The following is a 15,283-nucleotide window of genomic DNA, read 5'->3' on the forward strand; positions in this document are numbered from 1 at the left end:
CGGGGGTTTGGGGGTGGAACCCCCATCAGCCGAGCCAAGCGCGCAGGCGCGCAGGCGAGACAAAAGACTTGCGCAAGCCCCCTTGGTGGCGCGCTCCATCTGGCTACAGCGACGGGCCGGGAACGAGGGTGGATCCGTCGGTGAAGCGCGACAGGCGGAAGCGGCGCAGGTCGTGGCCGGGGTCGTGACCTGCCACCAGATCGGCCACCACCCGGCCCATGCCGGGGCCGATGCCAAAGCCATGGCCGCTCATCCCCGTGGCGATGGTCAGGCCGGGGATCGCGGCCACCCGGTCCACCACGGGCACCACATCGGGCATGGTGTCGATCATCCCGCCCCAGGCCGCGCGCAGGCGCGGGCGGCCCAGCCCCGGGAAGGCCTGTGCGAAGAAGGCCTGCACTTTGGCGATCCTGTCCATGTTGGGCGCGGGATTGAGGACGCGGGTCCGCTCGAAAGGCGAGACGTCATCCCCGCCCCAGCGGCGCGGGGTTCCCCAAGCATCGGGATATCCCGCAGGCGCCATCGGGCGAAAGCCGGTAGAGCGGAAATCCTTTTTCAGGACGGGCAGATAGGTGCCAAAGTTGCGAAAGGCATCAGGGCCGATCCAGAAATCATGCCCCGATCCCGGCGCGATGGAATAGCCGCCATCGGCGCGGCGGCGGAAGGCGAAATCGTCGTCGCAGGCATTGCCGGGGAAGATCTCGGCCATGGGTTCGGTCGCCGCGACCGAGGCGAGGACGGAAAGCTGCGGGATCGCCACGCCCTCGGCGCGCAGGAACAGCGCCGACCACGCGCCGCCCGCCACCACCACCTGATCGCAGGCAATGCGGCCCTGTTCGGTGAATACCCCCGTCACGCGGCCCGCCTGCACATCCAGCCGCCGCACGGCGCAGTTCTCCACGATCACCGCCCCGCGCGCGGCGGCACCCGTCGCCAGCAGGGGCACCGATTGCCACGGCTCGCCCCGCGCGTCCGATGGCGTGTGCAGCGCGCCGACCCAGGCCTTGGCCGACCCTTTCAGCCGCTCTGCCACCGCGCCGCCCGACATCATGTGGCTGTCCACGCCATGGGGGCGCGCCTCGGCAAGCCATGCCGCGAACCGGCCCATCTCGGCCTCGGTCTTGGCCAGATAGAGCACGCCCTCCTGCCGGAAGCCCAAGGCTTCGCCGAATTCCTGTGCGAGCGATTTCCAGATGCGCAAGGATTCCATCATGATGGGCAATTCGCCCATGTCGCGGCCCTGCTGGCGGATCCAGCCCCAGTTGCGGCTGGATTGTTCGCCCGCGATGCGGCCCTTTTCGCAGAGCGTGACCTTCAGGCCCCGCTCGGCCAGAAACCATGCCGTCATCACCCCGATCACGCCGCCGCCCAGCACCACAACGTCGCAGGCGGCGGGCGGGGGCCCGGGAAAGCGGAGGGGCGAGGCTTCCGAGATCGGGAAACGCATCATCGGGCCAGTTCCTCCACCAGTCTTTGCATGAAGCGGTGGCCCGCCTGGAATTCCGACAGGGCCAGCCATTCATCTGCCTGATGGGCCTGCGCGATATCGCCGGGGCCGCAGATGGCGGCGGAATAGCCCGCCTCCTGAAACTGGCCGGCTTCGGTGCCATAGGACACGACGCCGGCGGCATTGTCGCCGGTCAGGCGGCGGACCAGCGCCTCGGCCTCGCCCCCCGGTTCGGGGGTCAGCGCGGGGACACCAAAGAAACGGTCCAGATGGATGGCGGCCTCGGGGCGGATCGCCTGCATCGCGGCCTCTATCCGGGCCACTTCCGCGATGAAGGCCTGCGCGTGGGTTTCCACTTCTTCCCCCGGCACGACGCGCATTTCCAGCGCAAAGCGGCAATCGGCGGCGGTGATGTTATGGGCGGTGCCGCCCGCGATCATGCCCACATGCAGCGTGGTGAAGGGCGGATCAAAGGCCAGCGCCTGCGGGCTGCGCGGGGCGGCCTGAATGGCGGCGTTGCGGTCATTGGCCCACTGGATCAGCCGCGCGCCTTCCATGATGGCCGACACGCCATAGGGCAGGAGCGAGGAATGGACCTCGAACCCCTTCACATGGACATGAAAGCCCGTGCCACCCTTGTGGCCGTTGATCACCTTCATCAGCGACGGCTCGCCGATGATGGCGGCGGCGCCTTTCGGCAGCACGCCTTGCATGGCGGCGATCATGGGGGGGGCACCGGTGCAGCCCACCTCTTCATCGTAGCTGAGCGCGATCTGCAGCGGGCGCTTCACGCCGCGCTGATGCGCCTCGACCAGCGCCCAGAGCGCGAGGGCATCGAATCCCTTCATGTCGCAGGTGCCGCGCCCGTAGAGGCGGCCGTCGCGTTCCGTCACCGTCCATGGGTCAGAGGTCCAGGTCTGCCCATCCACCGGCACCACATCCGTATGGCCGGACAGCACCACCGCCCCCTCTTCCCACGGCCCGACATGGGCGAACAGCGCGGCTTTCCGCCGATCCTCGTTCCAGTGGCGATGCGACATGATGCCGTGCGAGGCGAGGTAATCCTCGACCCAGTCCACGAGCGGCAGGTTGCTGTCCCGGCTGACGGTGGGAAATTTGACCAGATGATCAAGTATTTGCCGGGGAGAGAGGGTGGGTGCGGCGGGCATATGCGGCTTTCCTGATTGCTTTGCGCAGGTTGGCGGCTGTTCTTCGGGCGGTCAAGGCATCCGCCACTGACGCAAGGTCATGCCGAACAAGCGGCTTGCGGGATTGCGCAAAATCTCTAACACTCTGCCTCAGTCGCCGGGCATCCGCACCGATCCAAGATCGGGCCGCATCGGAAAAACAAGAATAAACACATGACCTTGGGGGGTCTTTATATGCCCGATGGGGCGGAACCTGTCCTCGATGTGCGGGGTCTCAAGACCGTTTTCAAAACGCGCGGCGGCGAAGTTCATGCCGTGAATTCCGTGAGCTTCCATCTGCGCCCGGGCGAGCTTTTGGGCGTGGTGGGGGAAAGCGGATCGGGCAAGTCGGTCACCATGATGTCGCTGATCGGGCTGTTGCCTTCGCCCCCGGCCGAGGTGCGGGCGGGCGAGGTGCTGTTGGGGGGGCGCGACCTGCTGAAGCTGTCGCCGCGCGATCTGCAGGCGGTGCGGGGCGCGAAGGTGGGCTTTGTGTTCCAAGACCCGATGACAAGCCTGAACCCCGTCTTCACCGTGGGCAACCAGATCATGGAGCCCCTGATCAAGCATATGGGGATGACCAAGCCGCAGGCCGAGCAGCGCGCGGCAGAGCTTTTGGCGCTGGTGGGGATTCCGGATGCGAAGAAGCGGCTGAAATCCTATCCGCATCAGTTTTCGGGCGGGATGCGGCAGCGGGTGATGATCGCCATCGCGTTGGCCTGTGATCCGGATGTTCTGATCGCGGATGAGCCGACGACGGCGCTGGATGTGACGATTCAGGCGCAGATCATCGAATTGGTGAAGGATCTGCGCCAGAAGCTGGGCATGGCCATCGTCTGGATCACCCATGATCTGGGGGTGATCGCGGGCATCGCGGACCGGGTGATGGTGATGTATGGCGGCCAGGTGGTGGAGCAGGCCCCGGTGCGGGAATTGTTCACCAATCCCCGGCACCCCTATACCCGCGCGCTGCTGAAAACCGTGCCATCGCTGACCGGCGAACGCGCGGCGCGGCTGGAGGTGATCCAAGGCCAGCCGCCGCTTTTGCTGGGGGCGCCGGTGGCCTGCCCGTTCCGGGCGCGCTGCGCCCATGCCTTTGACCGCTGCGAGGCGGAAAATCCGCAGCGCCGCGCGGTGGATGGCCTGCCCGTGGGACAAGGCCATGACGTGGCCTGTCACTGGACGCCGGAGGCGGCGCATGGCTGACGGGGGGGGCGCAGAGGGCGGGCGCATGACGCAGGGCCAGCCCTTGGTGCAGGTGCGGAACCTGAAGATGCATTTTCCCATCTACGCGGGGATCCTGCGCCGCAAGGTGGGCGCGGTGAAGGCCGTGGATGGTGTGAGCTTTGACATCCTGACCGGCGAAACGCTGGGGCTGGTGGGGGAATCGGGCTGCGGCAAATCCACCGTGGGGCGCGCCCTGCTCAGGCTTTATGAACCGACTGCCGGATCGGTGGTGATCGACGGCGAAGATATCGCCGCCCTGCCCCCTGATGCGCTGCGCAAAAAGCGCCCCACCATGCAGATGGTGTTCCAGGACCCGCAGGCGAGCCTGAACCCGCGCATGACCGTGGCCGCGATCATCGGTGAGCCGTTGGACGAACATACCGACTGGACCGAGGCGCGCAAATCCGAGCGGGTCTATGAGTTGATGGATCAGGTCGGGCTGAACCGGCGTTTCGCCAACCGCTACCCGCATGAATTTTCGGGCGGGCAGCGGCAGCGGATCGGGATCGCCCGCGCGCTGGCCCTGAACCCCAAGTTCATCGTCTGCGACGAACCCATCGCCGCGCTGGACGTGTCGATCCAGGCGCAGGTGGTGAACCTCCTCGAGGATCTGCAGGACAGGCTGGGGCTGACCTATCTGTTCATCAGCCATGACCTTTCGATGGTGCGCCATATCGCGGACCGGGTGGCGGTGATGTATCTGGGCCAGATCGCGGAACTGTCCCCGCGCGATGCGCTTTATGCCCGGCCCCTGCATCCTTATGCCAAGGCGCTGCTCTCTGCCGTGCCCGAGGCCGATCCGGCGCTGGAGGCGCAGCGGCAGCGGATCATCCTGCGGGGCGATGTGCCATCGCCCGCCAACCCGCCCAAGGGATGCAATTTCTGCACGCGCTGCCCGGTCGTGATGCCGGTCTGCCGTGACGTGGAACCGGTCCTGACCGAGGTGGAGCCCGGGCGCTTTGTCGCCTGCCATCTGGTCAGCCCGAACAATGCCGGGGGGCACGCATCCCCCGGTGCCGAGGTGCGTGAGCACAACCAACAAGGAGAAGCGAAATGAAATTCAAGACCGCCCTTCTGGGCGCTGCGGCGGCCTTCGTGCTGGCCCCGGCGGCCCATGCCGAACGGGGTTCCGACGGCGAGGTCAGGATCCTTTACTATCAGGCTGTTTCCACGCTGAACGCATATCTGTCTTCCGGGACCAAGGACGTGGAGGCCGGGTCGCTGGTGCTGGAGCCGCTGGCCGGGTTCGATCAGGACGGCCAGCTGTTCCCGCGCCTCGCCGCCGAAATCCCGACGGTCGAGAATGGCGGCGTGGCCGCTGACCTGACCTCGATCACCTGGAAGCTGAAGGAAGGTCTGGTCTGGTCGGATGGCACGCCGGTCACCAGCGCCGATGTGAAATTCACCTGGGAATACTGCACCCATCCCGAGGGCGGCTGCGCGCAAGGCGCGAAATATGAAGGCATCGCCTCGATCGACACGCCCGATGACCTGACGGTGGTGGTGAATTTCGAAGGGCCGAAGCCCTATCCCTATCAGCCCTTCACCGGCGGCACTGCGCCGATCCTGCAAAAGGCGCAGTTCGAGGCCTGCCTCGGCCCGGCGGCGCAGACCTGCACCGAGCAGAACTCCAAGCCGATCGGGACCGGCCCCTTCGTCGTGACCGATTTCAAGGTGAATGACGTGGTCACCCTTGAGGCCAACCCGAACTATCGCGACCCGGCCAAGCCCGCCTTTGCGACCGTCACGCTGAAGGGCGGCGGGGATGCGCTGGCGGCGGCCTCGGCCGTGATGGAGACGGGCGAGTTCGACTATGCCTGGAACACCCAGATCAACCCCGAACAGCAGGCCCAGATGGAAGCCGGCGGCAAGGGCAAGTTCGTCAACGCCTTCGGCACGCTGGTGGAGCGCATCGAGATCAACCTCACCGATCCGTCGGCCGATCTACCCGAAGGCGAGCGGTCCACGGTCAAGCATCCGCACCCGATCCTGAGCGATGCCAATGTGCGCAAGGCGCTGTCGATGGCGATCGACCGGCAGACGCTGGTGGATGTGGGCTATGGTGGCGCGGGTCGCCCGACCTGCAACCTCGTGCCCGCCCCGGCCTTCCAGGCATCGGACAACACCGGCTGCCTGACGCAGGACATGGAAGGCGCCAAGGCCCTGCTGGAAGGCGCGGGCTGGACCGACAGCGATGGCGACGGCATCCGCGACAAGGACGGCAAGAAGCTGAGCCTTGTCTACCAGACCACCGTCAACCCCGTGCGTCAGGATTTCCAGGCGCTGGTCAAGGGCTGGTGGAACGAGCTGGGCGTGGAAGTGGAGCTGAAGGCCATTGATCCGGCGGTGTTCTTCGGCGGCGATGCCGCATCGCCCGACACGTTCCAGAAGTTCTATGCGGACGTGGAAATGTACGCCAACAACTTCGATGGCACGGATGCCGAGCCCTACATGTCGCAATACCTGTGCGACAAGATCCCAGGGCCGGAAAACCAGTGGCAGGGCGAGAACATCAACCGCTTCTGCGACCCGGCCTATGACGCGCTGGTGAAGGAGCTTTCCACCACCTCGGGCATCGAGGCGCGCGGCGCGCTGGTGATGAAGCTGAACGACATGCTGACCAAGGACAGCAACGTGATCATCCCGCTGGTGGATCGTGGCCGGTTCTCGGCGCAGTCCAACACGCTGGGCGGGTTCGTCATGAACTCGTGGGATACCGAGCTGTGGAACGCGCAGGACTGGACCCGCGCGGAATGAGCCGGGCCTGAACACGGGGGCGCGGCGGGATGTTTCCCGCCGCGCCCTTCATTCACCTCGTGCATCCCTTTGGCGTGATCGTCTAGCGGACAGGTAACCCATGCTTTCCTTCACCATACGGCGCTTGCTGACGGCGATCCCGACGCTTTTGCTGATCAGTCTGGTCATCTTCCTGCTGGTCGATCTGGCACCGGGAAGCCCGCTGTCGGATGTGCCGCTGACCGTGCCGCCCGAGGTGCGCCAGAAGATGCTGGAGGCGATGGGGGCCGACCAGCCGGTGATGGTGCGTTATCTGTTGTGGTTGAAGCAGTTCTTCTGGATCGAGCCGCTCTATGGCATTGACGCGCTGTTCGGCACCGATTTCGCGCAAGGGGCGCAGCGGATCATCAGCTGGCAGTCCAAGGTGCCGGTGTTCCAGATCATTGGCGAACGCCTGCCCCAGACCCTGACCGTGGTGGGGACGGCCTATCTGATCGGGGTGCTGATCGCGCTGCCCATCGGCATCTATTCGGCCTATCGGCAATATTCGTGGTTCGATCAGGCGGGCACCTTCTTTGCCATGGCGGGATTTTCGGTGCCCACCTTCTTTACCGGCAACCTCTTGATCCTGATCTTTGCGGTGAACCTTGGCTGGTTCCCGACGATCTATGACACCAATCTTGAGGTGGTGGACTGGGCCAGCTTCAAGGAGATGCTGGCGCAGATGGCGCTGCCCGTCACGGTGCTGGCGCTGTTCAACGCGGCCGAGATCAGCCGCTACACGCGGTCTTCGGTGCTGGAGAACCTTGGGCAGGATTATGTGCGCACGGCGCGGGCCAAGGGGATGGGCGAAGGCCGGGTGGTGCTGAAACATGTGCTGCGCAATTCGCTGATCCCGGTCGTGACGGTGGTGGCGCTGGGGCTGCCCACGGTGTTCGGGGGCGCAATCGTGACCGAGCAGATCTTCAAGATCAACGGCATCGGCGCGGCGCTGATCGGGGCGATCAACGTGTCCGACCTGCCCACGGTGCAGACCGTGACCTTCATCTTTGCGGTGCTGATCGTGCTGTTCAACCTGATTGCCGATATCCTATACGGCATCCTTGATCCGAGGATCCGCTATGACTGAGATCACGCTGCAGACCGAAAAGGTGCGTGGCCCTTGGGCCGATGTCTGGGCGCAGTTCCGCAAGCACAAGGGCGCGATGTTCGCGCTGTGGACCTTAGGCACGCTGGCGGTGGTCTGCCTCTTGGGGCCGCTGGTTTGGCGGATCGACCCGAACTTCATCGAAAGCGATACGGTGAAGATGTTCCGGATGCGCAATCAGGGGCCGTCGCTGGCCCATCCCCTTGGCACCGATCAGCTGGGCCGCGACATGCTGGCGCGGATGATGTTCGGGGGGCGTATCTCGCTGGCGGTGGGGCTGGTGGCGATGCTGGTCGCCATCTTCATCGGCACGACGGTGGGGGTGATCGCGGGCTATTTCCGGCGGCTGGACGGGCTGTTGATGCGGCTGACCGATCTGTTCCTTGCGCTGCCGCTGCTGCCTTTGCTGCTGGTCATGATCTTTCTGTTCCGCGATCCGGTAGCCGGCGTGCTGGGCCCCCGGCTGGGGACGTTCCTGCTGATCGTGATGGCGATCGGGCTGACAAGCTGGATGCAGGCCGCGCGCGTGGTGCGGGGCGAGGTGCTGGCGCTGAAGGAGCGGGAATTCGTGCTGGCGGCGCGGTCCATCGGCACGCCGTCGCGCCGGATCATCACCCGCCACATCCTGCCCAATGTGCTGTCGCCCGTCCTCGTGGCGGCGACGCTGGGGATCGCCGCGGCGATCATCACGGAATCGGTGCTGTCCTTCCTTGGCCTTGGCTTTCCGCCGGATTTCCCGACCTGGGGGCGGCTCTTGTATGACGGGATCGCCGAGATCCGCACCTATCCGGAGCGCGTGATGTGGCCCGGCATCGCCATTTCGCTGACGGTGCTGAGCGTGAACTACATCGGCGATGGCCTGCGCGACGCGCTGGACCCGCGGATCCGCGGGCGGTAGGCGGCGGAGAGGGCGATTTTCCTACGAAAAATCGGTGAAGGGGGCTGTCTGCCCCCTCTGGGCGCAGGGCGCCCATTCACCCCCGAGGATATTTGACCAACGGGGAAGACCGAAGGTGGGGCGTCAGTCGAAATGGTTGCGGATGCGGCGCACCATCAGCCAGACCCCCACCAGGACGACGGGCGTCAGGATCGCGAGGAGCGCGCCGTGGGACAGGTGCACGCGATCGGCGAGCGGTTCGAGCGCGTAGGCCGCGAGGTTGACGGCGTAATAGCTGATGGCCACGGTGGACAGGCCTTCGACCGTGCGCTGCAGGCGCAGTTGCAGATCGGCGCGTTTGTCCATGCTTTCCAGAAGTTTCTGGTTCTGCGCGCTGCGTTCCACATCCACCCGGGTGCGCAAAAGTTCCGCCGCGCGCTGCGCGCGTTCGGCCATGCTTTTCAGCCTGGCTTCAGCCGATTTCACCGTGCGCATCGCCGGATCGTAGCGGCGCATCATGAATTCGCCGAAGGTCTGGCGGCCCTGGATGCGGGCCTCGCGCATCACCTCGATCCGCTGGTTGACGATCGCCTCATAGGCGGCCGTCGCGCCGAAGCGGAAGGAGAACTGCACGGCGAGGCTTTCGAGTTCCGAGGAGATCGTGAGAAGCTCGTGCAGCGCCTCTTCGGGCGAGCGTTCGGAGGTGTCGAGCGCGGAGACGAGGCCCATCAGTTGGGGATCCAGCGCGTTGAGGCGGCCGGTGAGCTGGCGCGCGCGCATCAGGCCCAGCATGGACATGGAGCGGTAGGTTTCCACCTCGCACAGGCGCTGCACGATGCGGCCCACACGGCGCGAGCCGGTGCCGGGACGGACAAACACGGCAAAGCGCATGTGACCGGCAGGGTCGATGCGGAAATCGCCCGCGACGATGGCCGCGCCGTCCACGACACGGCTGACGGCGAGGCTTTCGGGAACGAACCAGTCTTCCAGCTTGGCCATGACGGCATCGTCAGCGTCGGGCAATTCCTCGACCCGGATCAGGACGGAGCAGATGCGCTTGCCCGGCGCGGCGGCGAGCCAGTCTTCGGGGAAGACTTCGGCTTCGGCCGGATCGAAGGGGCGGGTAGAGACACCGGGGCCGAAGGCGGAATAGGTGACGAACTCGGTATGGCTTTCCCATTTCAGGTCATGCCGCCCGATGGGGCCGGAGAAATGCGTGGCATCGGGCTGCGGATGGGCGGAGGCGTGGCGGTCGAGCAGCGAAAGAAGATGCGCGCGGTCCTTCGACCGGTCGCGGTTGGCCGCATCCACCGGTTCCTTGAAGGCCATGTAGACGGCGTGACAGGGCACATCCAGCGCGGGGAAGGGGCGCGCATGCAGTTCGTTCACAAGCGAGTAGCGAAGCGGGTGGTCCATGGAAGCGGGCATGATCGTCCTGTCGGTCCTTGCAAGCGAGGTAGGATGCACGCGCCGCAGGGGCCAGTGATTTGGTGGAATACCGGGGTATGCCGGGCGGATGTTGCAGAAAAGCCCGGCAAAGGCGGGGCGGGTTGCACAAGAAAACGGCCCCGCCCTTGCGGGCCGGGGCAGGTAGGATGGGCAGGACTGCCCATCCTACGAGAAGATGTCCTGCGTAGGATGGGCAATCCTGCCCATCCCCTGTTCAGTCGATCATCGGCAGCAGCGCGTCGATGCTCTTTTTCGCATCGCCATAGAACATGCGCGTGTTCTCTTTGAAGAACAGCGGGTTCTCGATGCCCGAATAGCCCGTGCCCTGCCCGCGCTTGGAGACGAACACCTGCTTGGCCTTCCAGCATTCCAACACCGGCATCCCGGCGATGGGGCTGTTGGGGTCTTCCTGCGCGGCGGGGTTCACGATGTCATTCGACCCGATCACGATCGCCACGTCGGTTTCGGGGAAGTCCTCGTTGATCTCGTCCATCTCCAGAACGATGTCGTAGGGCACCTTCGCCTCTGCCAGAAGCACGTTCATGTGGCCGGGCAGACGGCCCGCCACCGGGTGGATGGCGAAGCGGACGTTCTTGCCCTTGGCGCGCAGCTTCCGCGTCAGTTCCGACACCGATTGCTGCGCCTGCGCCACCGCCATCCCGTAGCCGGGGATGATGATGATGCTGTCGGCATCGTTCAGGGCCGCGGCCACGCCTTCGGCGTCAATTGCGATCTGTTCGCCCGTCACTTCCATCGCGGGGCCGGTGGTGCCACCGAAACCGCCGAGGATCACGCTGATGAAGGACCGGTTCATCGCCTTGCACATGATGTAGGAGAGGATCGCGCCCGAAGACCCCACCAGCGCGCCCACAACGATCAGGAGGTCATTGGACAGCGAGAAGCCGATCGCCGCCGCCGCCCAGCCGGAATAGCTGTTCAGCATCGACACGACGACGGGCATGTCCGCCCCGCCGATCCCCATGATCAGGTGATAGCCGATGAACAGCGCGGCCAGCGTCATCACCAGAAGCGCCAGCGTGGAGCCGGACTGCAGGTAGACGAACAGCAGCACCAGCGAGATGATCGCCGCGCCCGCGTTCAGCACATGGCCGCCGGGCAGTTTCTTGGCCTTGCCGTCCACCTTGCCCGCAAGCTTGCCGAAGGCGATGACCGACCCGGTGAAGGTGACCGCGCCGATGAAGACGCCAAGGAAGGTTTCCACCCGCAGGATCGCCACTTCCACGGCCGTCTTTTCGGCGACCTTGGCAGCGAAACCGGTCAGCGCGGCGCGCGCGGTTTCATCCATCCCCGCGATGGAGGCCAGTTCGATATGGGTGTTGAAGCCGATGAAGACCGCGGCCAGACCGACAAGGCTGTGCATCGCGGCGACAAGCTGGGGCATCTCGGTCATCTGCACGCGCTGCGCCACGACATAGCCGATGGCGCCGCCGACCGCGATCATGATCAGGCTGAGGAACCAGTTGCCCGCGCCGGGGCCGATCAGCGTGGCGGCAATCGCCAGCGCCATGCCGACGATGCCATACCAGACGGCGCGCTTGGCGCTTTCCTGCCCCGAAAGGCCGCCCAGAGACTGGATGATGAGGACCGCGGCCACGACATAGGCGGCGGTGGTGAATCCGTATTCCATCGCGCGAGCCTCCTTACGACTTCTGGAACATGGCGAGCATGCGCCGGGTGACGAGGAAGCCGCCGAAGATGTTGATGCCGGCCATGAAGACCGACAGCGCGGCGAGGATCACCACCAGCCAGTTGCCCGATCCGATCTGCATCAGGGCACCCAGAATGATGATCGACGAGATGGCGTTGGTGATCGCCATCAGCGGGGTGTGCAGCGAGTGCGACACGTTCCAGATGACCTGCACGCCGACATAGACCGACAGCACGAAGACAATGAAATGCGACATGAAGCTGGCCGGGGTATAGAGCCCCGCCAGCAGGATCAGCGCGCCTCCCGCCACCAGCATGGCGACCTGATCGCGGGTCTGCTTCTTGAAGGCCGCCAGTTCCTGCGCGCGTTTTTCTTCGGGCGTGAGTTCCTTGGGCTTTTCCTTTGGCTTCGCTGCCGCGATGGCCGCGATCTTGGGGGGCGGCGGCGGATAGGTCACCGCGCCCTCATGCGCCACGGTCGCGCCGCGGATCACGTCATCCTCCATGTTGTGGTGGATCACGCCGTCCTTCTTGGGCGTCAGGTCCGTCAGCATGTGGCGGATGTTGGTGGCATAGAGCGTCGAGGCCTGCGCCGCCATCCGGCTGGGGAAATCGGTGTAACCCACGATGGTCACGCCGTTTTCCGTGACGATCTTTTGATCCGGCACCGTCAGGTCGCAGTTGCCGCCGCGTTCGGCGGCAAGGTCGATGATCACGCTGCCGCGCTTCATCATCTTGACCATGTCCTCGGTCCACAGCTTGGGCGCGGGGCGACCGGGGATCAGGGCGGTGGTGATGACGATGTCCATCTCGGGCGCAAGCTCGCGGAACTTGGCAAGCTGCTTTTCGCGGAACTCGGGGCTGGAGGGGGCTGCGTAGCCGCCCGTCGCCGCGCCGTCCTGCGCCTGTTCGAATTCGAGAAAGACGAATTCCGCCCCCATCGATTCGATCTGTTCGGCCACTTCGGGGCGCACGTCGAAGGCATAGGTGATCGCGCCGAGCGAGACGGAGGTGCCGATGGCGGCAAGGCCCGCCACGCCCGCCCCCACGATCAGCACCTTGGCGGGCGGGATCTTGCCCGCTGCTGTGACCTGCCCGGTGAAGAAGCGGCCGAAATTATTGCCTGCCTCGATCACCGCGCGGTAGCCCGCGATATTGGCCATGGACGACAGGGCATCCATCTTCTGCGCGCGGGAGATGCGCGGCACCATGTCCATCGCGACGACCGTCGCGCCCTGATCGGCCACCTGCTTCAGGAGCGCCTCGTTCTGGGCGGGCCAGAAGAAGCTGATCAGCGTCTGGCCGCGCTTGAGCAGCGCCGCCTCTGCGGCTTCCGGCCCGCGAACCTTGACCACCACATCGGCGGCGTCGAACACGGCCTTGGCACTGGGCAGAACCTCGGCCCCCGCCGCACGGTAGGCGTCGTCGGAGAAGCCGGCCTTGGCGCCCGCGCCCGCCTCGATCACCGACGTATGGCCCAGCTTGGCCAGCGCCACCACGGAGTCGGGCGTCATCGCCACCCGGTTCTCGCCTTCGAATATCTCTCTTGGTGCCCCGATCTTCACGCTCTCTCCCCCGTTCTTCGCCGCAGGCGCGGCCCCCGGATGTTCAACCTTGCGCCACTTATCACCGCGCAAGAATATTTCAAACCCCTGCATCCCCTTTTCCGACTGTTGCCGGATTATCGGGTGCCGCGCGCATCATAGCCAGCGCCGCACGCGGGCGGCCCAATCGTCAAACGCATCGCCGAAGGCAGCGCGCAGGCGCGCCTCCTCCCCCCGGATAAAGCGGTTGCGGATCAGGATCATGAACAGCGGCACGAGGGGCAGCGCATGGGGCGCGTCCCACCACAGGATTGCCGCCGTCAGAAAGCCCGCATCGGCCAGATAGATGGGGTTGCGCGACAGCCGGAACACGCCCGATGTGATCAGCGCCTGCGGCAGGCGGTGCGGGATCACCGTGGTGCGCGCCCGCGCAAAGGCCCGCAGCGCGCCGCCGAACAAAAGCGCCCCCGCCCCCGCCAGCCCCGCCGCCAGAAGATCGCCCAGCGCGCCGAAGAGGTTGACCGGGATCAACCGGTCCAACCCCCAGACGGCCGCCACGAAGGCCACCAGCCAGACCGGCGGCAGGTCGATCCATTTCGGCACGCACGCCCCCTCTTCGCCTCTTGCGCCGTTTGTTCCGTTCCGGGGCGGGAATGGCAAGCCCCCCGGGGGCGGAAATCGACATTCCAGCCCCCGAAACCGGCATCCTGCCGGTTGCAGGGGCAGTTGTGGCGGGCGCAGCGACGCGGCATTGTGCACCCGCAAGAGGAGAGACACCCATGACCACCGATTTCGCCGCCACGCGCGCCGCCTTTGTGCTGCCCGAGGGGATCATCTACCTCGATGGCAATTCGCTGGGCCCCCTGCCCAAGGCGGCGGCAACACGCGTCGCACAGGCGGTAGAGGCGGAATGGGGCCAGATGCTGATCACCGGCTGGAACCGCGCCGGGTGGATGGAGCAACCCGCCCGCGTGGGCGACCGGATCGCCCGGCTGATCGGGGCGGAACCCGGCACGGTGGTGATGGGGGATACGCTGTCGATCAAGGTCTATCAGGCGCTGGCCTCGGCCTTGGAGATGAACCCCGGGCGGCGGGTGATCCTGTCGGATACCGGGAATTTCCCGTCCGATCTGTACATGGCGGATGGCTTGGTGCGGACCTTGGGCGATGGCTATACCCTGCGCACCGTGGCGCCCGAAGAGGTGCTGGACGCCATCGATGAAACCGTCGCCGTGACGATGATCACCGAGGTGGATTATCGCACGGGCCGCAAGCATGACATGGCGGCGATCACGGCGCGGGCGCATCAGATGGGCGCGCTGACGGTGTGGGATCTGGCCCATTCGGCGGGCGCGCTGCCGGTCGATCTGGCCGGGGTGGGCGCGGATTTCGCGGTGGGCTGCACCTACAAATACCTCAATTCCGGCCCCGGTGGCCCCGCCTTTATCTATGTGGCCCCCCGCCATGCCGACCGCGCGCGCCCTGCCCTTTCGGGCTGGCTGGGGCATGAGGCGCCCTTCGCCTTTGACCTTGCCTATCGCCCCGGCCGCGGGGTGGAGCGGATGCGCGTCGGCACCCCGCCGGTGCTGCAACTCGCCGCGCTGGAGGCGGCGATGGATGTCTGGGACATGACAACCATGGCCGATGTGCGCGCCCGGTCCATCGAACTGACCGAAGCCTTCATCAAGGGGGTAGAGGCCGCCTGCCCCAGCCTGACACTCGCCAGCCCGCGCGACCCCGAAAGCCGGGGATCGCAGGTAAGCTTCCGCCACCCCGAAGGCTATGCCATCATGCAGGCGCTGATCGCGCGGGGCGTGATCGGGGATTTCCGCGCGCCCGACATCCTGCGCTTCGGGTTCACGCCGCTCTATATCGGGCCGGAAGAGGTGGCCGCTGCCGTGGCCGTTCTGGCCGAGGTGATGGACAAGGGCCTGTGGGACCGCCCGGAATACAAGACCCGCGCCCGCGTGACTTGAGGGCGAGTGACCTGCCCGTCTGACC

At 65.9% G+C, this 15,283-nt stretch carries 13 protein-coding genes; 6 read left to right on the forward strand and 7 right to left on the reverse strand.

Annotation, left to right across the window (positions count from 1 at the left end):
• Window positions 1-103 precede the first annotated feature (103 nt).
• The 3 genes from GU920_RS15815 to GU920_RS19370 form a co-directional block, all read right to left on the reverse strand.
• Window positions 104-1,447, reverse strand: coding sequence for an NAD(P)/FAD-dependent oxidoreductase (locus tag GU920_RS15815; protein WP_201744194.1), 1,344 nt, complete (start codon window positions 1,445-1,447; stop codon window positions 104-106).
• Window positions 1,447-2,616, reverse strand: coding sequence for an acetylornithine deacetylase (gene argE, locus GU920_RS15820; protein WP_161768027.1), 1,170 nt, complete (start codon window positions 2,614-2,616; stop codon window positions 1,447-1,449). Before argE ends, GU920_RS15815 begins: the two co-directional genes overlap by 1 nt.
• Before the next feature lie 129 nt (window positions 2,617-2,745).
• Window positions 2,746-2,907, reverse strand: a complete 162-nt coding sequence (locus tag GU920_RS19370; protein WP_201744199.1) for a hypothetical protein — start codon at window positions 2,905-2,907, stop codon at window positions 2,746-2,748.
• Between GU920_RS19370 and GU920_RS15825 the strand changes: the two genes are divergently transcribed.
• The 5 genes from GU920_RS15825 (at window position 2,830) to GU920_RS15845 (ending at window position 8,642) form a co-directional block, all read left to right on the forward strand.
• Window positions 2,830-3,840, forward strand: a complete 1,011-nt coding sequence (locus GU920_RS15825; RefSeq protein ID WP_161768129.1) for an ABC transporter ATP-binding protein — start codon at window positions 2,830-2,832, stop codon at window positions 3,838-3,840. The genes GU920_RS19370 and GU920_RS15825 overlap by 78 nt on opposite strands.
• On the forward strand, window positions 3,833-4,918 hold the full coding sequence (locus tag GU920_RS15830) for an ABC transporter ATP-binding protein (RefSeq protein WP_328799299.1): 1,086 nt from the start codon (window positions 3,833-3,835) through the stop codon (window positions 4,916-4,918). Before GU920_RS15825 ends, GU920_RS15830 begins: the two co-directional genes overlap by 8 nt.
• Window positions 4,915-6,618: a peptide ABC transporter substrate-binding protein gene (locus GU920_RS15835; RefSeq protein WP_161768028.1), complete on the forward strand. Its 1,704-nt coding sequence runs from the start codon at window positions 4,915-4,917 to the stop codon at window positions 6,616-6,618. Before GU920_RS15830 ends, GU920_RS15835 begins: the two co-directional genes overlap by 4 nt.
• A 100-nt stretch (window positions 6,619-6,718) precedes the next feature.
• Window positions 6,719-7,726 (forward strand): ABC transporter permease, encoded by a 1,008-nt coding sequence (locus GU920_RS15840; RefSeq protein ID WP_161768029.1) that lies wholly within the window; start codon window positions 6,719-6,721, stop codon window positions 7,724-7,726.
• Complete coding sequence (locus GU920_RS15845) at window positions 7,719-8,642, forward strand: ABC transporter permease (protein ID WP_161768030.1); 924 nt, start codon at window positions 7,719-7,721, stop codon at window positions 8,640-8,642. The genes GU920_RS15840 and GU920_RS15845 overlap by 8 nt, the downstream gene beginning before the upstream one ends.
• A 123-nt stretch (window positions 8,643-8,765) precedes the next feature.
• On the opposite strand, the gene GU920_RS15850 is transcribed toward GU920_RS15845, so the two are convergent.
• The 4 genes from GU920_RS15850 to GU920_RS15865 form a co-directional block, all read right to left on the reverse strand.
• Complete coding sequence (locus tag GU920_RS15850; RefSeq protein ID WP_161768031.1) at window positions 8,766-10,049, reverse strand: DUF3422 family protein; 1,284 nt, start codon at window positions 10,047-10,049, stop codon at window positions 8,766-8,768.
• Window positions 10,050-10,284: 235 nt separating this feature from the next.
• Window positions 10,285-11,718 (reverse strand): NAD(P)(+) transhydrogenase (Re/Si-specific) subunit beta, encoded by a 1,434-nt coding sequence (locus GU920_RS15855; protein ID WP_161768032.1) that lies wholly within the window; start codon window positions 11,716-11,718, stop codon window positions 10,285-10,287.
• Between the two features lie 13 nt (window positions 11,719-11,731).
• A complete protein-coding gene (locus tag GU920_RS15860) occupies window positions 11,732-13,303 on the reverse strand; it encodes a Re/Si-specific NAD(P)(+) transhydrogenase subunit alpha (protein ID WP_161768131.1) in 1,572 nt (523 codons plus the stop codon).
• A gap of 135 nt (window positions 13,304-13,438) precedes the next feature.
• A complete protein-coding gene (locus GU920_RS15865; RefSeq protein ID WP_161768033.1) occupies window positions 13,439-13,885 on the reverse strand; it encodes a methyltransferase family protein in 447 nt (148 codons plus the stop codon).
• 176 nt (window positions 13,886-14,061) lie between these two features.
• Between GU920_RS15865 and kynU the strand changes: the two genes are divergently transcribed.
• Window positions 14,062-15,258: a kynureninase gene (gene kynU, locus GU920_RS15870; protein WP_161768034.1), complete on the forward strand. Its 1,197-nt coding sequence runs from the start codon at window positions 14,062-14,064 to the stop codon at window positions 15,256-15,258.
• Window positions 15,259-15,283: the final 25 nt, after the last annotated feature.

This window comes from Paragemmobacter ruber, from assembly GCF_009908315.1.
In the GTDB taxonomy this organism is placed as follows: Bacteria; Pseudomonadota; Alphaproteobacteria; order Rhodobacterales; family Rhodobacteraceae; genus Paragemmobacter; species Paragemmobacter ruber.

What these genes read in the sequence shown, in the direction of transcription:
- GU920_RS19370 (WP_201744199.1), bottom strand. Translation starts at nt 2,907, where the DNA reads ATGAACTTCGCCGCCGCGCGTTTTGAAAACGGTCTTGAGACCCCGCAC.
- GU920_RS15845 (WP_161768030.1), top strand. Translation starts at nt 7,719, where the DNA reads ATGACTGAGATCACGCTGCAGACCGAAAAGGTGCGTGGCCCTTGGGCC.
- GU920_RS15835 (WP_161768028.1), top strand. Translation starts at nt 4,915, where the DNA reads ATGAAATTCAAGACCGCCCTTCTGGGCGCTGCGGCGGCCTTCGTGCTG.
- GU920_RS15815 (WP_201744194.1), bottom strand. Translation starts at nt 1,447, where the DNA reads ATGCGTTTCCCGATCTCGGAAGCCTCGCCCCTCCGCTTTCCCGGGCCC.
- kynU (WP_161768034.1), top strand. Translation starts at nt 14,062, where the DNA reads ATGACCACCGATTTCGCCGCCACGCGCGCCGCCTTTGTGCTGCCCGAG.
- GU920_RS15830 (WP_328799299.1), top strand. Translation starts at nt 3,833, where the DNA reads ATGGCTGACGGGGGGGGCGCAGAGGGCGGGCGCATGACGCAGGGCCAG.
- GU920_RS15825 (WP_161768129.1), top strand. Translation starts at nt 2,830, where the DNA reads ATGCCCGATGGGGCGGAACCTGTCCTCGATGTGCGGGGTCTCAAGACC.
- argE (WP_161768027.1), bottom strand. Translation starts at nt 2,616, where the DNA reads ATGCCCGCCGCACCCACCCTCTCTCCCCGGCAAATACTTGATCATCTG.
- GU920_RS15840 (WP_161768029.1), top strand. Translation starts at nt 6,719, where the DNA reads ATGCTTTCCTTCACCATACGGCGCTTGCTGACGGCGATCCCGACGCTT.
- GU920_RS15855 (WP_161768032.1), bottom strand. Translation starts at nt 11,718, where the DNA reads ATGGAATACGGATTCACCACCGCCGCCTATGTCGTGGCCGCGGTCCTC.
- GU920_RS15850 (WP_161768031.1), bottom strand. Translation starts at nt 10,049, where the DNA reads ATGCCCGCTTCCATGGACCACCCGCTTCGCTACTCGCTTGTGAACGAA.